The organism is Pedobacter sp. L105 (genome assembly GCF_009765875.1).
In the GTDB taxonomy this organism is placed as follows: Bacteria; Bacteroidota; Bacteroidia; order Sphingobacteriales; family Sphingobacteriaceae; genus Pedobacter.
In genome coordinates this window covers 189,723-207,388 of record NZ_LMUP01000009.1, presented here as the reverse complement: position 1 = coordinate 207,388, position 17,666 = coordinate 189,723, and the positions used below count along the sequence as shown (strand labels likewise).

General features: G+C 40.2%; 17 protein-coding genes. 6 read left to right on the top strand and 11 right to left on the bottom strand.

Annotated elements, in window-relative coordinates:
- Positions 1-53: 53 nt before the first annotated feature.
- The 5 genes from GSQ84_RS19250 to GSQ84_RS19230 all read right to left on the bottom strand — a co-directional run bounded on the left by GSQ84_RS19250 (position 54) and on the right by GSQ84_RS19230 (position 5,926).
- Positions 54-443, bottom strand: a complete 390-nt coding sequence (locus GSQ84_RS19250; RefSeq protein WP_371416403.1) for a response regulator — start codon at positions 441-443, stop codon at positions 54-56.
- Between the two features lie 89 nt (positions 444-532).
- On the bottom strand, positions 533-3,028 hold the full coding sequence (locus tag GSQ84_RS19245) for a PAS domain-containing sensor histidine kinase (RefSeq protein WP_158798934.1): 2,496 nt from the start codon (positions 3,026-3,028) through the stop codon (positions 533-535).
- Positions 3,029-3,043: 15 nt separating this feature from the next.
- Positions 3,044-3,427, bottom strand: a complete 384-nt coding sequence (locus GSQ84_RS19240; RefSeq protein WP_158798932.1) for a response regulator transcription factor — start codon at positions 3,425-3,427, stop codon at positions 3,044-3,046.
- Between the two features lie 136 nt (positions 3,428-3,563).
- Positions 3,564-4,766: a GAF domain-containing sensor histidine kinase gene (locus tag GSQ84_RS19235; RefSeq protein WP_158798931.1), complete on the bottom strand. Its 1,203-nt coding sequence runs from the start codon at positions 4,764-4,766 to the stop codon at positions 3,564-3,566.
- A 29-nt stretch (positions 4,767-4,795) separates the two neighbouring features.
- Entirely contained in the window at positions 4,796-5,926 is a 1,131-nt protein-coding gene (locus GSQ84_RS19230; RefSeq protein ID WP_158798929.1) for a cell wall metabolism sensor histidine kinase WalK, read from the bottom strand.
- Between the two features lie 408 nt (positions 5,927-6,334).
- On the opposite strand from GSQ84_RS19230, the gene GSQ84_RS19225 reads away from it, so the two are divergent.
- Entirely contained in the window at positions 6,335-6,868 is a 534-nt protein-coding gene (locus GSQ84_RS19225; protein WP_158798927.1) for a sigma-70 family RNA polymerase sigma factor, read from the top strand.
- Positions 6,869-6,950: 82 nt separating this feature from the next.
- On the opposite strand, the gene GSQ84_RS19220 is transcribed toward GSQ84_RS19225, so the two are convergent.
- Positions 6,951-8,135, bottom strand: a complete 1,185-nt coding sequence (locus GSQ84_RS19220; protein ID WP_254070915.1) for a GAF domain-containing sensor histidine kinase — start codon at positions 8,133-8,135, stop codon at positions 6,951-6,953.
- Between the two features lie 271 nt (positions 8,136-8,406).
- On the opposite strand from GSQ84_RS19220, the gene GSQ84_RS19215 reads away from it, so the two are divergent.
- Entirely contained in the window at positions 8,407-10,137 is a 1,731-nt protein-coding gene (locus GSQ84_RS19215) for a glycoside hydrolase family 15 protein (protein WP_158798926.1), read from the top strand.
- Between the two features lie 86 nt (positions 10,138-10,223).
- Here the strand turns inward: GSQ84_RS19215 and GSQ84_RS19210 are convergent, their stop codons facing one another.
- Positions 10,224-11,123 (bottom strand): SDR family oxidoreductase, encoded by a 900-nt coding sequence (locus GSQ84_RS19210; RefSeq protein ID WP_158798925.1) that lies wholly within the window; start codon positions 11,121-11,123, stop codon positions 10,224-10,226.
- A gap of 364 nt (positions 11,124-11,487) precedes the next feature.
- Between GSQ84_RS19210 and GSQ84_RS19205 the strand changes: the two genes are divergently transcribed.
- The 3 genes from GSQ84_RS19205 to GSQ84_RS19195 all read left to right on the top strand — a co-directional run bounded on the left by GSQ84_RS19205 (position 11,488) and on the right by GSQ84_RS19195 (position 13,711).
- Positions 11,488-11,820 (top strand): AraC family transcriptional regulator, encoded by a 333-nt coding sequence (locus tag GSQ84_RS19205; RefSeq protein WP_254070914.1) that lies wholly within the window; start codon positions 11,488-11,490, stop codon positions 11,818-11,820.
- Between the two features lie 145 nt (positions 11,821-11,965).
- Positions 11,966-12,769: an SDR family oxidoreductase gene (locus tag GSQ84_RS19200; protein ID WP_158798924.1), complete on the top strand. Its 804-nt coding sequence runs from the start codon at positions 11,966-11,968 to the stop codon at positions 12,767-12,769.
- Positions 12,770-12,799: 30 nt separating this feature from the next.
- On the top strand, positions 12,800-13,711 hold the full coding sequence (locus GSQ84_RS19195) for an AraC family transcriptional regulator (protein WP_158798922.1): 912 nt from the start codon (positions 12,800-12,802) through the stop codon (positions 13,709-13,711).
- Between the two features lie 88 nt (positions 13,712-13,799).
- On the opposite strand, the gene GSQ84_RS19190 is transcribed toward GSQ84_RS19195, so the two are convergent.
- The gene (locus GSQ84_RS19190; protein WP_158798921.1) at positions 13,800-14,369 is read right to left on the bottom strand and encodes a Crp/Fnr family transcriptional regulator; all 570 of its coding nucleotides are present in this window, start codon (positions 14,367-14,369) and stop codon (positions 13,800-13,802) included.
- An 8-nt stretch (positions 14,370-14,377) separates the two neighbouring features.
- The gene (locus tag GSQ84_RS19185; RefSeq protein WP_158798919.1) at positions 14,378-15,607 is read right to left on the bottom strand and encodes an MFS transporter; all 1,230 of its coding nucleotides are present in this window, start codon (positions 15,605-15,607) and stop codon (positions 14,378-14,380) included.
- A gap of 145 nt (positions 15,608-15,752) precedes the next feature.
- On the opposite strand from GSQ84_RS19185, the gene GSQ84_RS19180 reads away from it, so the two are divergent.
- Positions 15,753-16,214, top strand: coding sequence for a PA2169 family four-helix-bundle protein (locus GSQ84_RS19180; protein ID WP_158798917.1), 462 nt, complete (start codon positions 15,753-15,755; stop codon positions 16,212-16,214).
- Positions 16,215-16,306: 92 nt separating this feature from the next.
- Here the strand turns inward: GSQ84_RS19180 and GSQ84_RS19175 are convergent, their stop codons facing one another.
- The gene (locus tag GSQ84_RS19175; protein ID WP_158798916.1) at positions 16,307-16,558 is read right to left on the bottom strand and encodes a DUF3072 domain-containing protein; all 252 of its coding nucleotides are present in this window, start codon (positions 16,556-16,558) and stop codon (positions 16,307-16,309) included.
- Positions 16,559-16,660: 102 nt separating this feature from the next.
- Positions 16,661-17,653 (bottom strand): glycosyltransferase, encoded by a 993-nt coding sequence (locus tag GSQ84_RS19170; protein WP_158798914.1) that lies wholly within the window; start codon positions 17,651-17,653, stop codon positions 16,661-16,663.
- Between the last annotated feature and the right edge of the window lie 13 nt (positions 17,654-17,666).

The window sequence follows — 17,666 nt, the reverse complement described above, 5'->3', positions numbered from 1 at the left end:
AGTAATGATTTGGTTAGAGTTTTAGGATAAGGCGAAAACCGAGAATGCGTATATTACGATAATTTACTATTCTTAGTTTTTGCATTTTCTGAAATTATCTTTTCCAGATCTTTCAGATCGAAAGGTTTAGCCAAATAGGAATCTGCACCAGCTTCTGCGGCCAGATCGCTAATTTTACTATTTGCCGAAAAATAAATTACAGGAATATCTTTCACTTCGGGAGAAGCTTTAAGCAATCGGGTGGCTACAATTCCACCAGTATCCGGAATCCAGTTGTCCATCAAAATAACAGCGGGATTGAGTTCAGTTACCTTTTCTACAATGTTCTTACAATCAGGAAAAGTAAACACTTCCCATCCACCATCTTCTAAAACAAAACTGCAAATTGACAGTATATCTTCATCATCATCAAAAATTGCAATTCTTTTGTTTACTAGCTCCATATCTTCCATGTTATGACAAATATAGACGTTTAATCGAATGTTCAAATTCCAATTTCTATATTTATGAAAGACAGGGAAGAAATTAACAATTAATAAGGAAGGGTAAACCAAAAAGTACTTCCAGCCCCTACCTGGCTATCTACTCCAATTTCTCCACCATGCCTTTTCACAATCTCTGCACTGATATAAAGCCCTAATCCCAGTCCTGAATATTGCACGCCTCCATAATCTGCCCTGTAGTAACGTTCAAAAAGATGTGAAAGCTTATCCTCCGGTATACCAGGACCATTATCTTTTACGGATATCCTCGCTTTATCGCCAAGGTCTTCAATGATCAAATAAATTTCGCGGCTATCAGGGGCGTACTTTGCCGCATTGTTTACCAGGTTTACTACCACCTGGTCAATTCTTGCCTCATCTGCATCAATCTGTAAATTTTCGTCACCTTGAACAATCAGGTCATGTTTGCCGCCCATGCGTACATGGCTACAACATTTCTCGAGCATTTCTGCTATCGTAAACCTGGTTTTGGTAAGATGTAATTGTCCCTCGTTTGTTCTGGTGGTATTTAACAGATCGTCCATCAGGTTGGTAATCTTTTCTATACTTACATTTGCCTGGTCAATTAACCTCGGAATAACAGGATTAAGCGGGTTTACTTTGAAACGATCCAGTAGCTGCAATGCTCCTTTTAAAGTTGTGACAGGTGTTTTTAACTCATGACTGGCTATGCTGAGAAAATCATCTTTACGCTGCTCCTCTGATTTACGCTCTGTAATATCCTGCACGGTACCGGTAAAGTTAGCGCCAGTTATATTTTCGCCGATATAGAGTTTGCCTGTAGCCCTAACCCATTTGATTTGTCCGTCATGAAAACTGGTTATAGGATATTCCATATCATAATGCTGTCCGGATGAGATTGCTTCTTCCACTGCATTTTTAACATCATCGCGATAGCCTTCTACAATCTGCTCCATAGCAGCGGCGTAAGGCATTTCTTCGAAGACGCGAAAACCATAGATTTCTTTTAACCGGGCAGAAGGAACAAATTCTCTGGTCACGGCATTGATGTACCACGTTCCCAATTCAGTAGATTCTATAGCCAAACGCAGCTGGGTTTCGGCTTCTTCAACTTTTCTGCGTGAATTGACTTTATCAGTTACGTCAATAACCGTAGCTAAAACCCCAGTACGTTCGCCGTTAACACCTGTTAATGGCTGGTAATAATAATCCACAAAAAAAGGCTTGTCTTCGCCGTTATTTTTATTTTTAAAGACCACTTGTTTTTCCCTGTTTACAATGCGTTCGCCTGTTTCCAGCACATGTTTCCATAAAGCCGGAAAGGGCTGATTGACCAGCTCAGGAAAAACTTCCAGCATTGGTTTCCCTGCCACTTCTTCTTTAGTCCTGTCCCAAAATTCTAATAAAGCTTTGTTAGTAGTAGATATGATCTGCTCCGGCCCCATCAATACTACAATAGGTGCAGGCAGTTCACTCAGGATTTGATCTAACCGGCTTTCACTCTCTTTCAAATGGATATTAAGTGTGATCAGCTGTGCCTGGGATTCCGAAAGCTCTTCGTTGATAACGATCAGTTCCTCATTCAACTGCTGAACGCGATGTCTTGCTGCTACCTGTTCTGAAACTACACTTGCCGCAAGCATAATGCTTTGGGTTTGCCCCTCTTCATCCTTTAATGGCTGATAGACAAAATTGGAATAAACTTCTTCAATTTTCCCATTTTGTTCCAGTAATGCTTTGACTTCGTAGCCATGATAAGCCATACCTGTAGTAAAAACCTGGTCTAGAATAGTTAAAAAATCTTGACCAACCAGTTCTGGCACGCCGATTTTAAGCGGCTTGCCGATGATTTCTTCCGTTTTCCCCCAGGCTTCCAGCACTTTTTTATTGGCCGATTCGAGAATCATTTCCTTTCCGTAGAATACAGCTATGGCAACCGGTGCATCAGAGAGGAGGTAACGTAGGCGGCTTTCTGATCTGGCGAGCGATTCTGTACGCCGTTTAACCCGCTCTTCCAGTTCAGTATTCAAATGTTGCAACTTGTTCTGCACCCTGTACAATTCTTCATTGGTGGCAGAAAGTTCTTCATTAGTTGCTGCTAATTCTTCATTTAGCGACTGCTCACGCTGCAGCATGGCTTCTTTTTCTTTAGCCAGTTCAAGTGCTTCCCTGCTTAAGGTTTTTTCAGTCACATCTAAAGCGGTGTGCATAATTGCATATACCTCACCAAATTCATTTTTTATGGCCAGGTACTGATAATCAAAATAGAAACGCTGCAGGATGCCATCAATCACCAAATCGGCGATGATTGCCTCTCCAATATCATCTATTCCGGTGTTCCATACCTGCTGCAACATTTTGACAAAAGGCTGGTTGCTGATTTCCGGCAATGCTGCGCCGAGTGTTTGACCAATTATTTCAGGCCCTCTGCCCCATGCTGCTAACATGGCATTGTTAGCCATTTCTATCACTATTTCGTGACTGGTATAGATAGCTACAGGGTTAGTATAAAACGAAAGAATATTTAGTAATTGCTTTTCATTGAGGCTTGTTGATGTACTCATCGTGATTAAGAATGCCTATAAGGACGTTTGTAATTGACTGTCGCTGATCAAACGATTAACGATGGCCGCCAGCTGATCTATATCAAATGGTTTTGCTATAAATTCTTCAGCAGCACAACCTTCCTTCATATTTGCTATTTTTAAATTCGCAGTCATCATAAGGATGGGGATATGCTTTGTTTTTTCATCCAATTTTAAATCCCGGCAAACATCCAATCCGCTACCATCAGGAAGCATGACGTCGAGCAAACATAGATCTGGAGAGATCAAATCCACATTGGCATTAAATTCTGAAACCGTTCCAAAGCCGAATACCTGATACTGCTCTTCTTCTAATATGATAGTTATGATCTCCAGGATCTCAATGGTATCTTCCAGCACACATATTTGTTTATTCATTCCTAAGGCATTACAAAAATTTATGTAGAAACCCTACAGAAGTTATTTTGTTTGAAAACAAAATAATATGTTACTTTTTAAAATTCTTTAGGATAATTTTGTCAGTATATTCTTAACAGATTTTTGACTAAGGTTATTATTTACCAAATCTGACAGTAAAAACCGACCCTTCTCCAACTGTAGACTTCAAAGCAACATCTCCATTGAGCGCATTTACCAGGTCTTTTACCGTTGAAAGACCTATCCCGGTACCTTTTTTTTCAAAACGATCTGTCTGATCTAAGGTAAAGTTTGAGGAAAAAATCTGGTGATGAAACTCCTGAGGGATACCAATCCCATTATCGGCAACCTCTAAGACATAAACGTCTTTTTCTTCATTAATGGTTACCATAACCTCACCGTTAACCTTATCATTATAACGAATGGCATTGGTTAGCAAGTTTAACAGGATTTGTTCCATTGCAATCACTGAATGATAGATCTCAGTGATCTGTGAATGGAAATTTATCGTAAAATTCTCTGGTGGCGACACCAAACCCTTTAACCTTTCAAACAGACCCCTGGTGGTAAATTTTTGCTTTCTGGCAATGAGCAGACCCGGAGATTTGGAATAGTCCAGCATTTCATCTACCAGGGTAAGTAAGGTTTTTGTTGAAGATATATTCACATCGAGCAGTTTCAGCGAACGTTCGTTACCAGCTTTTTCAGTACTTACCCTCAATAACTGAGAAGTGAGTAAAATGCTGGTAAGGGGGTTTTTAATATCGTGTGCAGCCATGGAAGCAAACTTTTGGATAAGAACGTTTGCATTCAGCAACTCATGGTTAGTTGTTTCCAGTGTGGCAATCTTTCTTTTTAGCTCGATCTTATCCACGATCTGTTTGGCCAGTGATTTTAATGCTGATACCTGCCCGGGAGATAACTCATGTTTTTTCTGATCGAGAACGCAGAGTGTTCCCAGGGCAAAACCATCTTCATTTACCAGTGGCACCCCGGCATAAAAAACAAGTTTAGTGGGGCCGGTTACCAAAGGGTTATCGGCAAATCTTTCATCCCTGGTGGCATCCTCTATGATCAACACCTCTTCACCAGAGGCTATTGCATGGGTACAGAAGGAAAGCTCTCTTAGATTTTCTGTCGCATCGGTTCCAATGTGCGACTTAAAGTATTGTCTTCCCTCATCAATAAAGGTAATGAGGGAGATGGGAATGCCACAAATGACAGATGCAATACTTGCAATGGCATCAAAATCCTTATCCCAGCCACTGTCCATCAGGTGATAACTTTCCAATACGGCTAGCCTTGCTTTTTCATTTGATGGATAGGGTAACTTAATCATACAATAAGGTAGAACGTCAAAAATAATTATTAGTTGGTATTACCAGTATCATTGGCCATAACACAAGGCAAGCTAAAATAAAATTTAGAGCCTTTATCCAGTTCACTTTCTACCCATATCTCTCCACCCATCTGCTTGATAATTTCAGCAGAAATATAAAGGCCCAGGCCCACGCCAGAAAAGTTGAAAGACTTTTCATTGGAAACACGATAGAATTTCTCAAAAACACGTCCAACCTGGCTTTTTTGAATACCCAGGCCAAAGTCTTCTACACAGCACACCACTTTACCTTCTTCCGTATAAGTATTAATCAATACCTGGCTGGCATCTGGTGAATATTTGATAGCATTGGTGAGAAAGTTGATCAATACCTGGCTGGTACGTTCTTTATCCGCGATTAGATTAACAGAAACTACCTTAATTTGTTTCAGTTGATGCGTATCTGTAGTCATCTGAACATTTTCTACAACTTCGCTGATCAAAACACCGAGGTCAAATTCTTTATTTGTATGTTCAAGCTGGCCCGATCCGGTCTTTGCAGAATCTAAAAAAGTATCAATCAGATAAGTGAGCCTGTTAATTTGAGATTCCATCTTTTCGGCCATCGCTAACATCGAATCATCACCTGTTACAGCAAGTTTTTTCTTTAAGATCTGTGCATATCCTTTTACGGATGTAAGCGGGCTTTTTAGTTCATGGCTCACTACAGCCATAAATTCATCTTTCTGTCTTTCAAGGGCTTTTCTTTCTGTAATATCAACTACGGCATTGATTAGTCCCTTAACTGTACCGTCTGCAGATTTCATAGGTTGCGGGTAAGCAAGTATCTGCCTCATTTCACCATCCGGACGTTGCACCATAGCCTCTGCCTTTAAAAACCGGCTTTCTTTCATGGCTATCGCCGCCGGACATTCATCATGCGGCACCCATTTTCCTTCTAAATTGTACATGCGGTAAGATCCGCACCAAAATTCTTCACCCAATACAGGTGTACGCCCCCACAAAGTGACGGCCGCAGGATTGAAAAATGTGATCCTGGCTTTTTCGTCAAGTGTGTAAACCGCAACAGGTAATCTTTTGATCAGTTCAAGATAACTGATATTGTCTCCCATCCCATCAATTTGCAGCGCCTCTAAAAAGTCAGTGTCTCTGTTAATCATAGTTGAATGGTATAGATGTATACCAAAGATAGGCTAATTATATGGCATTGCAGAGGTTACCCTTAACCGGTCATTATCAGCATTAAAATATCATTCAATATAAATTCTAAATAGTTAAATATCATGAGAAAAGATAGAATTACCAACAGTATGTTCCAACAGCTTTAATAAAAATAATTTGCAGATATGTTAAGGTGTCTATACCAGTAAAAAATTACTAAAAATAGGTCATTTGTTTGTCAAAACCTACACTTTAGAATTGGCATCCGTCCTAACATCTACCTAAAAGAATCTATTCTTATTCATATCCAGTATAATTTAATTAGAACAACAAAACCTATATGAACATTTTTATGGTATATGCATTGTATAATCTGATATACCTACTGAAAATTATAACATCTACCTATGGAAAACTTATCATTTAACAACCGCCTTTTTGACGAAAAACCGTCACTTCAAAACCATGCAATAAAATTTACCCAGAATTTGGATGATGCCAATGACCTGGTTCAGGAAACATTGTTAAAAGCACTGCGTTACTCTGGATTATTTACTGAAGGGACAAATTTAAGAGGCTGGTTGTACACCATCATGAAAAATACCTTTATTAACGGTTATAGAAAAGAAGTAAAATACAAACATCTGGTTGATACCGATGAAGAACTAAAGTCCTATCAATTGTTTAAGTCGGCATCCAGCAACCGCGCTGAAGGCAAATTTATTGCCGAAGATATTTATAAAGCATTAGCAAAACTAGAGGATCAGTATTGTGTCCCATTCATGAAATATTTTGAGGGATTTAAATATCACGAGATTGCTGCAGAATTAGCTATTCCCATCGGAACAGTTAAAACAAGGATTTATATAGCAAGGCAATTACTGAAGAAAAATCTTACGATGTATAAAGAAGAGTTTGAAAGAACTAAGCTTTATAATTAGATCTTTAAACAATTTACCCATCCTTTTACCAACATGATGATAAGGCTACCAGATCTGGTGGCCTTATTGTTTGATAAACAGATTAACTATTGGAGAATAAACAGGTAAAACATGTTTCATCATCTGTAGATGTCACACTGATGGAACCTCCATGCGCTTTGGCAATTTCAGATGAGATAAATAATCCTAAGCCAAGTCCTTCCTTGTTACGTTCGGCATTCCCCCTTGAAAAAGGAAGAAATAAACGATCTATAATATCTTCGGGAATCTTTGCGCCTTTGTTATAAACGCATATTTTAAATTCATTCTGATTACTCACTGCCAAAACTTTGACAGGTAATGAGGCATCACCATGTGATAACGCATTTCCTAATATATTGGACAGCAGTTGAGCAATCCTTATAGGATCACAATTCACTGCGTCATTCAATTCAAATTGTGTGTTAACGATTCTGTCAGGCCAGATTACCCTCAATTCATTGATCACCTGAAGCAGGACATTTTCAAGGTCGTTTGTGGTATTTCGGCTGATCAGTAAACCATCGCCCAGCCTGCTTTTGGCAAAGTCCAGCACATTATCAATTAATGCGGTAATACGGTAAGTGCTGTTTTGAATAATATGAAGAAAACGTGAGGTACGTTCATCTACAGGCATACGCAGCAAAAACTGGGCACTGTTTCTGATAGCACCTACCGGGTTACGTAAATCGTGACCTAATACAGCGATGAACTGATCCCTTAATTCTGATGTTTCTTTTTCCTGGTTTAAACTCTGTTCTGTTTCCAATAGCTTTTTGCCATTACCAACATGCTGCGCAACTAAATCTGCAAACATGATAAACATACCGATGATCTTTGGAGTGTTCACCACTGCCGATTTAGGGTCAAGGGCACATAATGTTCCGTAAAAACTATTATCAGGTAAAATGATAGGCACAGAAATATAACTTTCAAATCCATAGGCCTTTGGCGTAGGATGACAGAAAAATTGCGGGTCGGTAGAGGCTTCATCAAATGCTACAACCTGATGGTGACTTTCAACTTCGTGACAAATTGTACTTTCAAGTACTAATTCACTGCCTGGCAGCACCCCAAAATTGATTTCATCTTTTACTGCACAGGCCAGCCATTGGGTTTTGGTAACACGGGCAATGAAAGCAAATCTCATTCCAGTGAATTCGCACATCAGCTCTAATAATGTATTGACAATAGGTATACGATTTATGATTGCAACCTCTTTTGCAATATCGAGCTTCTCTTCCGTCACGTTGATGGAGTTTAATTTTTGTTGAAGCAATGTAGTTATTATGTAGCACAACAATTATCAAGTGAATGATTTTAACACAATAATTACACAAATAAATGATCTTAAAAACGCTGTTGTCCAGGAGTTGGAATAGAATAATACCTGATTCCCTTTGTAGAGTTAATAATTGAAGAACAAAGATGTTCCAACGTTGTTAAAATGAAAAGATACTTGATAGTCATATGAAAGAACAAGAGGAGAAAACAGTTACAGTGATGGGAGTAAAAATATAATGTCAGGATATCCATTAATTAAAGACCTTGCTGTAATCAGCGATCGTCACACCTGTGCATTATTAGACAACAATGGCCGCATTTATTGGTACTGCCCGGATAGATTTGATGGTGAGGCAATCCTTTCTTCCCTTCTTGATGCTGAAAAAGGCGGTTTCTGGTCTGTTGGGCCTGCAGAAAAAACCTTTCTTGGCAGACAATTCCAGGACAGAAGCAGTATACTGCATACCTATTTCTCTATGGAAGGAAAAGGATTTACCTTGACCGATTTTATGCCCCTGGGTATGGAATGGAAAGGTATATGCCGCAAATTTTCCAGAGTTCCTTATGCAGTGCTCAATGAAGTTAAACTCAAACCAAATTATGGCCTTGAAGAGGAAGAATTTATAGTTGAATCTCCAAACCTTATTAGGTTAAAGAGATCCGGATTGTGGCTTTGTGCCTCCCATCCCCTCTCTGTAAAAGGCGACCTCATTTCTTTTACCATACCTAAGGATGAGGAAGGCTGGGCAAGCTTAACAGACAGTGCGGAAATAACCCGGGAGTTGTTGAATGACAGCATGGATATTACCCTGAAAAACTGGAGCAAGATAGAGTCTTTGGTGAATTATCATGGTCCATTTGAAAACCAGGTCCGTAATTCCCTTCGGGCGTTGCAGCAAATGATCTATGAACCATCCGGGGGAATTGTAGCCGCAGCAACAACCTCCCTGCCAGAAGTGATTGGAGGAGAACGGAATTACGATTACCGTTTTGTTTGGATGCGGGACGCAGCGCTGATCACTTCATCACTGACACAAATCATCACCACCGGCGAATTAGAGAGAAAGTTCATTTCCTTTATCGCAGGGGCGATGGACAAAAACAATGAAGATCATGTATCCTGCTTTTATGGAATAGACCAGACCAAAAGACTCGACGCAAAGGAAATTCCCCTTTCGGGATATATGGACAGCCAGCCTGTTTTTGTAGGCAACCCCGCCGCAAAGCAGTTCCAATTGGACGCTGAAGCCAACGTTTTGATCGCCTGCAGTCTCATCTATAACAAATTTGGGAAGAGGACTAACTGGGAAACGGTAAGCAGGATTGCAGATTATATTTGCAAAAACTGGGAGCGAAAAGATAATGGCATTTGGGAAGAGGAACAGCAGCAACATTATACTTCCAGTAAGGCCTTTGCAGCACGCGGTCTTGAATTACTGGCGCCTTACCAGGAAGATAAAGCACTGGCCAAACGCTGGCTGGACAATGCGGCACTGATCCGTGAGTTTATCAATAAAAATTGCAAAACAACTAATGGTGCTTATGCAATATATGCAGGTTCTGAAGAAGTAGACTTGTCCGCAGCATTATTTGTGGCCTTTGGATTTGACCAGGCCGATAGTGAGCCTATGCTAGCTACTATCGGACAGCTGGAAGAGAAATATTGCGAAAATAATCTGTACAGACGTCATTTACTGGAGTTTGACTCCACAAAGGAAGGCGCCTTTCTTGCGGGAAGCTGCTGGATGGCACATTATTATGCCATTGCAGGAGATCTGGACAAATCAAAAAAGATTATAGAGGCAGTTTTAGGCTTTAGCAATGATCTTGGTTATTTTAGTGAAGAAGTTGACATCGCCTCAGGGCAGATGCTGGGAAATTTCCCGCAGACTTTTGTCCATTCCTCTTTCATTTGCGCTGTAAATGGATATAAGCTTGCGTTGCAGGGTGAGAACAGCGCGGTGTAATTCAAAAGCCGGAAATTAAAGGACCGCCCAAAAAATATAGGGGCAATTTTTTAATTTCCGGCTTTTAGTTTAAAGGGAAAAGATAGTTAAGGATTTCCGCTTCCGCCAGCAGCACCATAGATCTGTCCGGTAGCATAACTGGCGTCATTATCAGCCAGCTGAACATAAATTGAGGCCAGTTCTGCAGGTTGTCCCGGACGTCCCAGAGGAGTTACCTCTCCAAATTTAACAATGGCATCCTGAGGCTGGCCACCACTGGTTTGTAAAGGTGTCCAAACCGGTCCAGGGGCAACACCATTAACACGGATACCTTTAGGGCCTAACTGTTTGGCAAGCGATTTCACAAAAGCAACAATAGCGGCCTTAGTCTGCGCATAATCAAATAGATTCTCTGAGGGTTCATAGGCCTGTACCGAGGTAGTGGATATAATTGATGCACCTTCCGGCAAATAGGCCAGCGCAGCTTTAGTTATCCAGAATGCACCGTAAAGATTGGTTTTCATTGTCGCATCAAAAGCGGCAGTAGTAATATCTAATATGGAGTCAACAGCTTGCTGACGACCAGCATTGTTTACCAGTATATCAATTCCGCCAAGCTTTTCAGCGGCTTGTTCCACCAGTGATTTACAGAAAGATTCATCTGTAATATCGCCTGGGATGGCATATCCCCTGCGTCCGGCAGCTTCAATCAAAGCAATTACCTCGTCTGCATCAGATTGCTCTTCAGGTAAGTAATTGATGGCTACATCTGCGCCTTCCCTTGCATAAGCTATGGCAGCAGCACGTCCAATTCCTGAGTCGCCACCTGTAATCAGCGCCTTGCGGCCTAATAATCGTCCTGTTCCTTTGTAGCTTTTCTCTCCGTGATCTGGCAGAGGCTGCATTTTTGAGGCAAGGCCCGGAGCCTCCTGAGGCTGTTTTACAAAGGGAGGTTTTGGATATTTGTTTGCTGGGTTTTCAAGTGGTTTTTGATTTTGTTCTAGCATGTTCTTAATTTTTATAGGCGATGTGTAATTCCATACCTGCTCCTGACCTGGATTTGATATGGCAGGGAATAATTTTCCTTCGCTACTTAACAGGAGAATAATAGCATTGTTTCTAAAAAATCGTTTTCCCCACAACTGAACAGTTTTAGCTAATTATTAAACCGCTGCAGCTTGGTGAGGGTTAAACGTTTTCGGTGTAATCCCCGCTTTGTATCAGTAATACCCGCTTTTGTATAATTCTCAGTTAGCCTGTCATTATAGATTTGCAGTATTAAATCAAAAACAATGGCAAAAACAATTTTAATAACTGTAGCATTATTATAAAAGACAGTTCATTAACCGCAAAGAATTAACCGGAAAAACAGTGTCGAAGTTTAATCAGCTGCTGACCAATTATTCCGAAAATGGCACACTCCGGGAAAATGGTTTTCCTACGGTTAAGTTTATGGCTGAACAACTCAATATCTCGGCACACTACCTTAGCGACCTGCTCAAACAGGAAACGGGAAAAACCGCTCTTGAATTGATTCACATTTATCTGATCTCCGAAGCCAAAAATCTGTTGAAAGGCTCCGGCAATAATATCACAGAGACGGCCTATGCTTTAGGTTTTGACAACCTTCCTTATTTTTCAAGATTATTTAAAAAAGAAACCGGCGTAAGCCCTAAAAAATTTCAAAATCAATTTTGGAATTAAAAAAAGCCAGGTATGATTAAATTATGATACAATAACAAATTAAAAGGGATTGAGCCTGGCATCCGCCTTTCAAACACAATCTGCCGACATCTGGATACTTTTAAGTGGATGACTTGCAGTTACTTTGTAGCATAGTTTAAAACAAATGAAAGTAACCTTAATTACAGGAGCATCTGGCGGAATTGGCGAAGCCATTGTAAACAGGCTTGCCGAAAGAAAGCAAAATCTTTTGCTCATTGCACGCAATGCAGAAAAACTGGAGAAACAAGGCAGGGAGCTTGCTGAAAAGTTTGGCATCCAGGTGCAGTTTATTGCAGCTGATCTGGCAGACCCCGAAACTGCAGAACGTATTTTCAAAGAAACACAAAACCGCGGGTTGGAAATAGACATGCTGATCAATAATGCAGGTATAGGTTCGGGTGGTGAATTTTCCAGCCTCTCATTAAAATCTGAATTGAGCTTGTTACAATTGAATGTTTCATCTTTGGTGGCCCTCACCCATTTATTTTTGCCCCAGATGCAAAACAGGAAAAGCGGGACAATTATAAATATAGCCTCAATGGCCTCATTTATACCCATTCCATATATGGCTACCTATGCTGCCAGCAAAATGTTTGTGCGTTCATTTACCCAGGCCGTGACCCAGGAATGTAAACCTTATAACGTGCATATGTTATTATTTTGTCCGGGATTAACCAAAACTAACTTTAACAGCGCTGCAGGTATTGATAATGAAAAAGGAGGTGGATTGAGCTCAGACTACAGCAATTCCCCTACACAGACGCCGGAAGAAGTTGCAGATGAGTTGCTGCAAGCCCTGGATAAAAAAAGATCTTTCGCCGTGTCAGGAAGAATGAACCGCTTTGGTTCAAGGTTATTGGCCCTTATCCCAAATTCTTTTATCACCAGGAACTTTGCTAAGTTATACCGCAAAAGACTTAAAATGTAATGCGTAAATTTGATACAGAAAATTTTTGAAATGAGCAACGATAACCTGACCCTGCAATTTAAAACCGTCTCTCAACAACATGAGCGAATGGGAGTAGCCATGCCCAGACATCCCTTGTTTAGCATTATCCGTTTTGAAGACATTCCTAAAATTGAAATTGACCAGCGTACAAAACTGATCTCTGACTTATATTACATTAGCTTAAAGAAAGATTGTCCCTGCAAAATGCAGTACGGACAAACTATGTTTGATTTTGACCAGGGTATCATTTCCTGTTTTGCACCCAAACAAGTGAGTATTATTGATAAAGACTTTTCTTTTGCTACCTCGGGTTGGTTATTGTCTATCCATCCCGACTTTCTGACCACCTATCCATTGAGCCAGAAAATAAAAACCTTCGGTTTTTTTGACTATGTGATTAACGAAGCGCTGATACTTTCTGAAGAAGAACAAAAATCCATAGAAGTTATCTGTCAGCAAATAGAAAGGGAGTACCAATTGCCAATAGATAATTTTAGCCAGGACGTAATTATCGCCAATCTTGATGTATTAATGTCTTATTGCAACCGCTACTACAACAGGCAGTTCATTACCCGCAAAGTAAATCACAATGATATGCTGGGCAAAGTTGAAAAAGTACTGAAATCCTATTTCGAAAATGGAATTAATAAAGGATTACCAACTGCGAGTTATCTGGCCGGAGAATTAAATTTATCTTCTAAATATTTGAGCGATTGCCTGAAACAACTTACAGGGCAAACTACACAGCAGTTGATCCACGAAAAGCTAATAGAAAAGGCCAAAGACTTTTTAACCACAACAGAACTTTCTGTAAGTGAAATTGCCTTTCAATTGGGCTTCGAGTATGCGCAGTCATTTAGTAAATTGTTTAAAACCAAAACGCACCAAACACCCATTGCCTACAGGCAATCATTTAACTAAAGTTGCCTCTTCGAATTTTACTTCCCCCACTACAGATAGGGTTCAATTCTTGATTTTCAGTTTGAACCGGTTTGCGAAACCATACGGGTTATTTGGACTTCATCCGGCTAAGCGTTTCCGGCGACATATTGAGATAAGAGGCCACAACCTTGTTGGATAAGCGCTTCACCACTTCGGGATCGCGATCAAGTAATTCTTTGTAGCGCAATTCAGCATCTTTGGTAATCTCCCGCTGGAATACCTGGAGGTTACTGATGTAGGCATTTTCCAGATTGTATCTATAAAATTTCTCCCAGGCCGGAATGATATTCAGTAGGTAATAAAAGTCTTTACGGGTAATACGTAACAATTCGCTGTTTTCCATCACCTGTATATATTCCATCGATGGCGCTCCTGTAATAAAACTTGCCAACCCTGTAGCAAACTGATTTTCAAATGCAAAGTGCCGCGTTGCTTCCTGGCCATCTTCGCGAATAAAGTAAATCCGCAAACATCCCTTTACTACAAAATTCATGTACTGCCCTACTTTTCCTTTACTTGCCAGCAGGGCTGATTTTTCATGAAAAGAAGGTTTGAAATAGGTAAGGACCAATTTCATCTGCTCTTCATTAAGCGGAATAATATTATTGATATAATCAGCAAGCACCTGTTTCGACATAGACAAATTTAAGCAAGTTGAGCTTTAGTTGCTTGTGTTTTTCTATATTCAGCATATGCCAGTCCCGCACTCATTAAAGCAGCTATCGCGCCAAGAAGGTAGATGTTATTATAATTTCCTGCTCCCGCTACTAAGCCGGCAACCGGAGCGGTAAGCCCCATACCTAAGTCGAAAAAGGCATTGTAGGCAGCCATAGCCATTCCACGGTTCTCTGCCGTTACTTTTTTTACAGCAATGATACCAAATGATGGGAAAACCAACGACATGCCTATCCCTGTTAAGCAGGCACCTGCAATTCCTGCAAAGGCATTTGGTGCTTTCCAGATCAATAGCTGACCGGCTATTTCAATGATTAAAGAAACCATTGCTACCCTTGCCCCGCCAAATTTATCCGGGAAATGAGCAAAAAACAAACGCATTACAATATATCCGGCACCAAAAGCAGTAAGTGCAAAAGGTGCCCCCTGCCAGGAGTGCTGAATAAAAAACAAAGTGATGAAAGATGCGATCCCACCAAATCCGATACTGGCCAGCGCCAGTCCTGCTCCTGATTCCCACACCAGGTTTACTGCTTTGTAAAAGGGAAGCCTTGATACGTTTACCGGTAAGGGTACTGCCTTCAAAAATAACATGGCCAGGTAGCTGATCAGCGGAAAGATAATAATACCCATAAATGCTATGGGCAATGAAAATGCCGATGTTAACCAAATACCTAATGGGGCACCGCAGGCCATACCACCATACATCCCCATTCCGTTCCACACCATTACCTTTCCAACATTTTTTGAACCTACTAAGGCAAAACCCCAGGCAAATATGCCAATGACCAGATAACTTTCACCAATACCCAGGAGTATCCTGCCAATGATCAGGGAAGAAAGGCTCAAAAGCGTTGTGGCGCTTATCCAGTAAGAAATCAGACAAAAAATACCTGATATAGCAGATAGGAAAATCCCTCTGACCACTGATTTTTTACCTCCCATAGTATCAGCCATTTTACCTGCGGAATGACGGGTTAAAAGTGTAGCTAAGTATTGTATCCCAATCACCAATCCAACAATGATATTGCTAAATTTTAGCGTATCATGAACATACACGGGCATTACACCCAATGAGATACCCATAATTAAAAATTCAATAAAAATAATGCTGAACACCGTTACCAGGGTTTTTGTAAGGCTGGCTTCTAAGGCATCATCTTCGATCCTCATACGTTCATTTTGTGATAAAACTGACATAGAATAAATTAATTTTTCAAAGGTAACCTCCAAAATTAACGTCTGCATTGATATAGATCAAAATCGGTTTCAACTTCTCATTCTATAACATAATAGTAATCAAACCTTTTCTATATAATTTGGTTATAAGTGAAAAACATATACCATGGAAACAAATCAAGAAATTGTAGGCGATTTAAAAAGTTTAATTAACATATTAAATGATGGAAAGGAAGGTTACGACTCTGCAGCAGAGACTACAAAAAGCAGTGAGTTAAAATCAGTCTTTTTGGAGCAGGCAGGTAAGCGTGATTCTTATGCACAGGAGCTAAAAGCACATTTGGCCAGGCACGGAGGTAATTCTGATAATGAGAGTGGTGGTTTGCTGGGTGTTTTACATCGTACCTGGATTGATCTTAAAGAAGGTTTTAGTAGCCATGATGATAAAGCCATCCTAAGTTCTATAGAAACAGGCGAAAAAGCGGCCATTGAACAATTTGATAAAGTGCTGGAAAATGAAGGTCCCGATTCTGATCATATTGAGATTTTGCAAAAACAAAGAACAGGCATCAGGGAATCGTTAAGCGAAATCGAAACTTACCGTCAGCGTTTAGATACAGCTATTTAATCCTGTAACAGCACTATATTACTATCACTCAAAAAGGCTTTATTGTTTGTACAATAAAGCCTTTTTGCCAGAACCTGTTTACTAAGATTCAACTATAGTCCCCTACCGGTTTTATGCTGCAGCTCATCAATTCTTTTTGAAGCTTCGGCCTTGCTCAATGTTTCATCAAACTCTTCCTTCGCTTCATCTGAGAGGGTTTTAAGATAAGAATGCTGCGCCCCAGTCATGGGTTCATCACCAGTAGTCCACTCATCCGGATCTTTAACCGTATTAGAGCCTTTTAGTTCCTGATTTTCATTTGAGGGTTTCCCTTGTTCATCGAACAATTCATCTTCTTTGATCATATGCCTGTTGTTTTTAATAACCATTGGAATTAATATTTCCTGACCAATAGATCAGCAAATTAAAACCGTTGGAGCAACAGATAAAATCGGGCTTTGTTTTGATTATGCTTCAGGATAAACCTCGGCCATAATTTCAAGCATCCGCCCGGCACTTTTCTTTAAGGTGAGGTTTTCCAGGATATACGTTCTTGGATGATATTTGTTTTTTGTAACCCCCTGCCAGAACTCTTCTATTTGGGCGTTAAAACCAGCCGCATCTGTAAAGGTAAGTCCGCAATTTTCATCAAAAAACGGAACCGATGAGGTTTCAAATACTGGGTCATTCCAGATAAAGCGGTTGGGATCCATACAAAGGCCCGGGTTCCATGCAAAAACAGGAACATTCATAGACATGGCTTCGCAGCAGGCAAAACCCTGAGTTTCATGTTCGCATAAAAAAACCATCGACCTGCATTGCTTCAATAACTGAAAATAATCCTTTTCCAGATATTTCCCATACACTACTTCGCGATAGCTTAAGCCCAATTCATCTAATTTTTTAAGGACAGGATTGCGTAAAACTGTGTATTGGTGCTGATGGTCCCACCTTATTTTATTGTAAACCAGTACATCAAATTTTTTATCCGGATGCTCTTCAGGTGTCCATTTCCTGGTATCGATACCTGCAGGCCATTCTTCGCACCGGTTTTTTCCGTAATATCTGATATACAAATTGTTTGCCCAGGTGCAATGCTGCAGGTATTTAGCAATAGGATATTGTTCAAAAAGATCTGGCCATTCGGAAGGGTGCGTTAACAAACCAATTCCCGCTATAATACGGTTTGGTTGCTGATATCCTTTTAAAACATCTCTCCCCTGATAAAGCTCATCTCCCAGTACAATTACGGCATCTTCTGGTTTGATTTGATCAAAAGGCAGGTTTTTAGTATAGGGAATATTCAACTCATCAAATCCCTTACACAAATTAAGGTAAACTTTTTCGATGCCTGTAATGGGCCTGATATTAAGCAGACTTTTTAAAAAGCGAATGACGTGTCTGTCGCCTGGTATAAATTTATACCCCACAGGGGTCTTCCGGAAATATATGTTTATCATTTTTTATACGCAG

What these genes read in the sequence shown, in the direction of transcription:
- GSQ84_RS19250 (WP_371416403.1), bottom strand. Translation starts at nt 443, where the DNA reads ATGGAGCTAGTAAACAAAAGAATTGCAATTTTTGATGATGATGAAGAT.
- GSQ84_RS19245 (WP_158798934.1), bottom strand. Translation starts at nt 3,028, where the DNA reads ATGAGTACATCAACAAGCCTCAATGAAAAGCAATTACTAAATATTCTT.
- GSQ84_RS19240 (WP_158798932.1), bottom strand. Translation starts at nt 3,427, where the DNA reads ATGAATAAACAAATATGTGTGCTGGAAGATACCATTGAGATCCTGGAG.
- GSQ84_RS19235 (WP_158798931.1), bottom strand. Translation starts at nt 4,766, where the DNA reads ATGATTAAGTTACCCTATCCATCAAATGAAAAAGCAAGGCTAGCCGTA.
- GSQ84_RS19230 (WP_158798929.1), bottom strand. Translation starts at nt 5,926, where the DNA reads ATGATTAACAGAGACACTGACTTTTTAGAGGCGCTGCAAATTGATGGG.
- GSQ84_RS19225 (WP_158798927.1), top strand. Translation starts at nt 6,335, where the DNA reads ATGGAAAACTTATCATTTAACAACCGCCTTTTTGACGAAAAACCGTCA.
- GSQ84_RS19215 (WP_158798926.1), top strand. Translation starts at nt 8,407, where the DNA reads ATGTCAGGATATCCATTAATTAAAGACCTTGCTGTAATCAGCGATCGT.
- GSQ84_RS19210 (WP_158798925.1), bottom strand. Translation starts at nt 11,123, where the DNA reads ATGCTAGAACAAAATCAAAAACCACTTGAAAACCCAGCAAACAAATAT.
- GSQ84_RS19200 (WP_158798924.1), top strand. Translation starts at nt 11,966, where the DNA reads ATGAAAGTAACCTTAATTACAGGAGCATCTGGCGGAATTGGCGAAGCC.
- GSQ84_RS19195 (WP_158798922.1), top strand. Translation starts at nt 12,800, where the DNA reads ATGAGCAACGATAACCTGACCCTGCAATTTAAAACCGTCTCTCAACAA.
- GSQ84_RS19190 (WP_158798921.1), bottom strand. Translation starts at nt 14,369, where the DNA reads ATGTCGAAACAGGTGCTTGCTGATTATATCAATAATATTATTCCGCTT.
- GSQ84_RS19185 (WP_158798919.1), bottom strand. Translation starts at nt 15,607, where the DNA reads ATGTCAGTTTTATCACAAAATGAACGTATGAGGATCGAAGATGATGCC.
- GSQ84_RS19180 (WP_158798917.1), top strand. Translation starts at nt 15,753, where the DNA reads ATGGAAACAAATCAAGAAATTGTAGGCGATTTAAAAAGTTTAATTAAC.
- GSQ84_RS19175 (WP_158798916.1), bottom strand. Translation starts at nt 16,558, where the DNA reads ATGATCAAAGAAGATGAATTGTTCGATGAACAAGGGAAACCCTCAAAT.
- GSQ84_RS19170 (WP_158798914.1), bottom strand. Translation starts at nt 17,653, where the DNA reads ATGATAAACATATATTTCCGGAAGACCCCTGTGGGGTATAAATTTATA.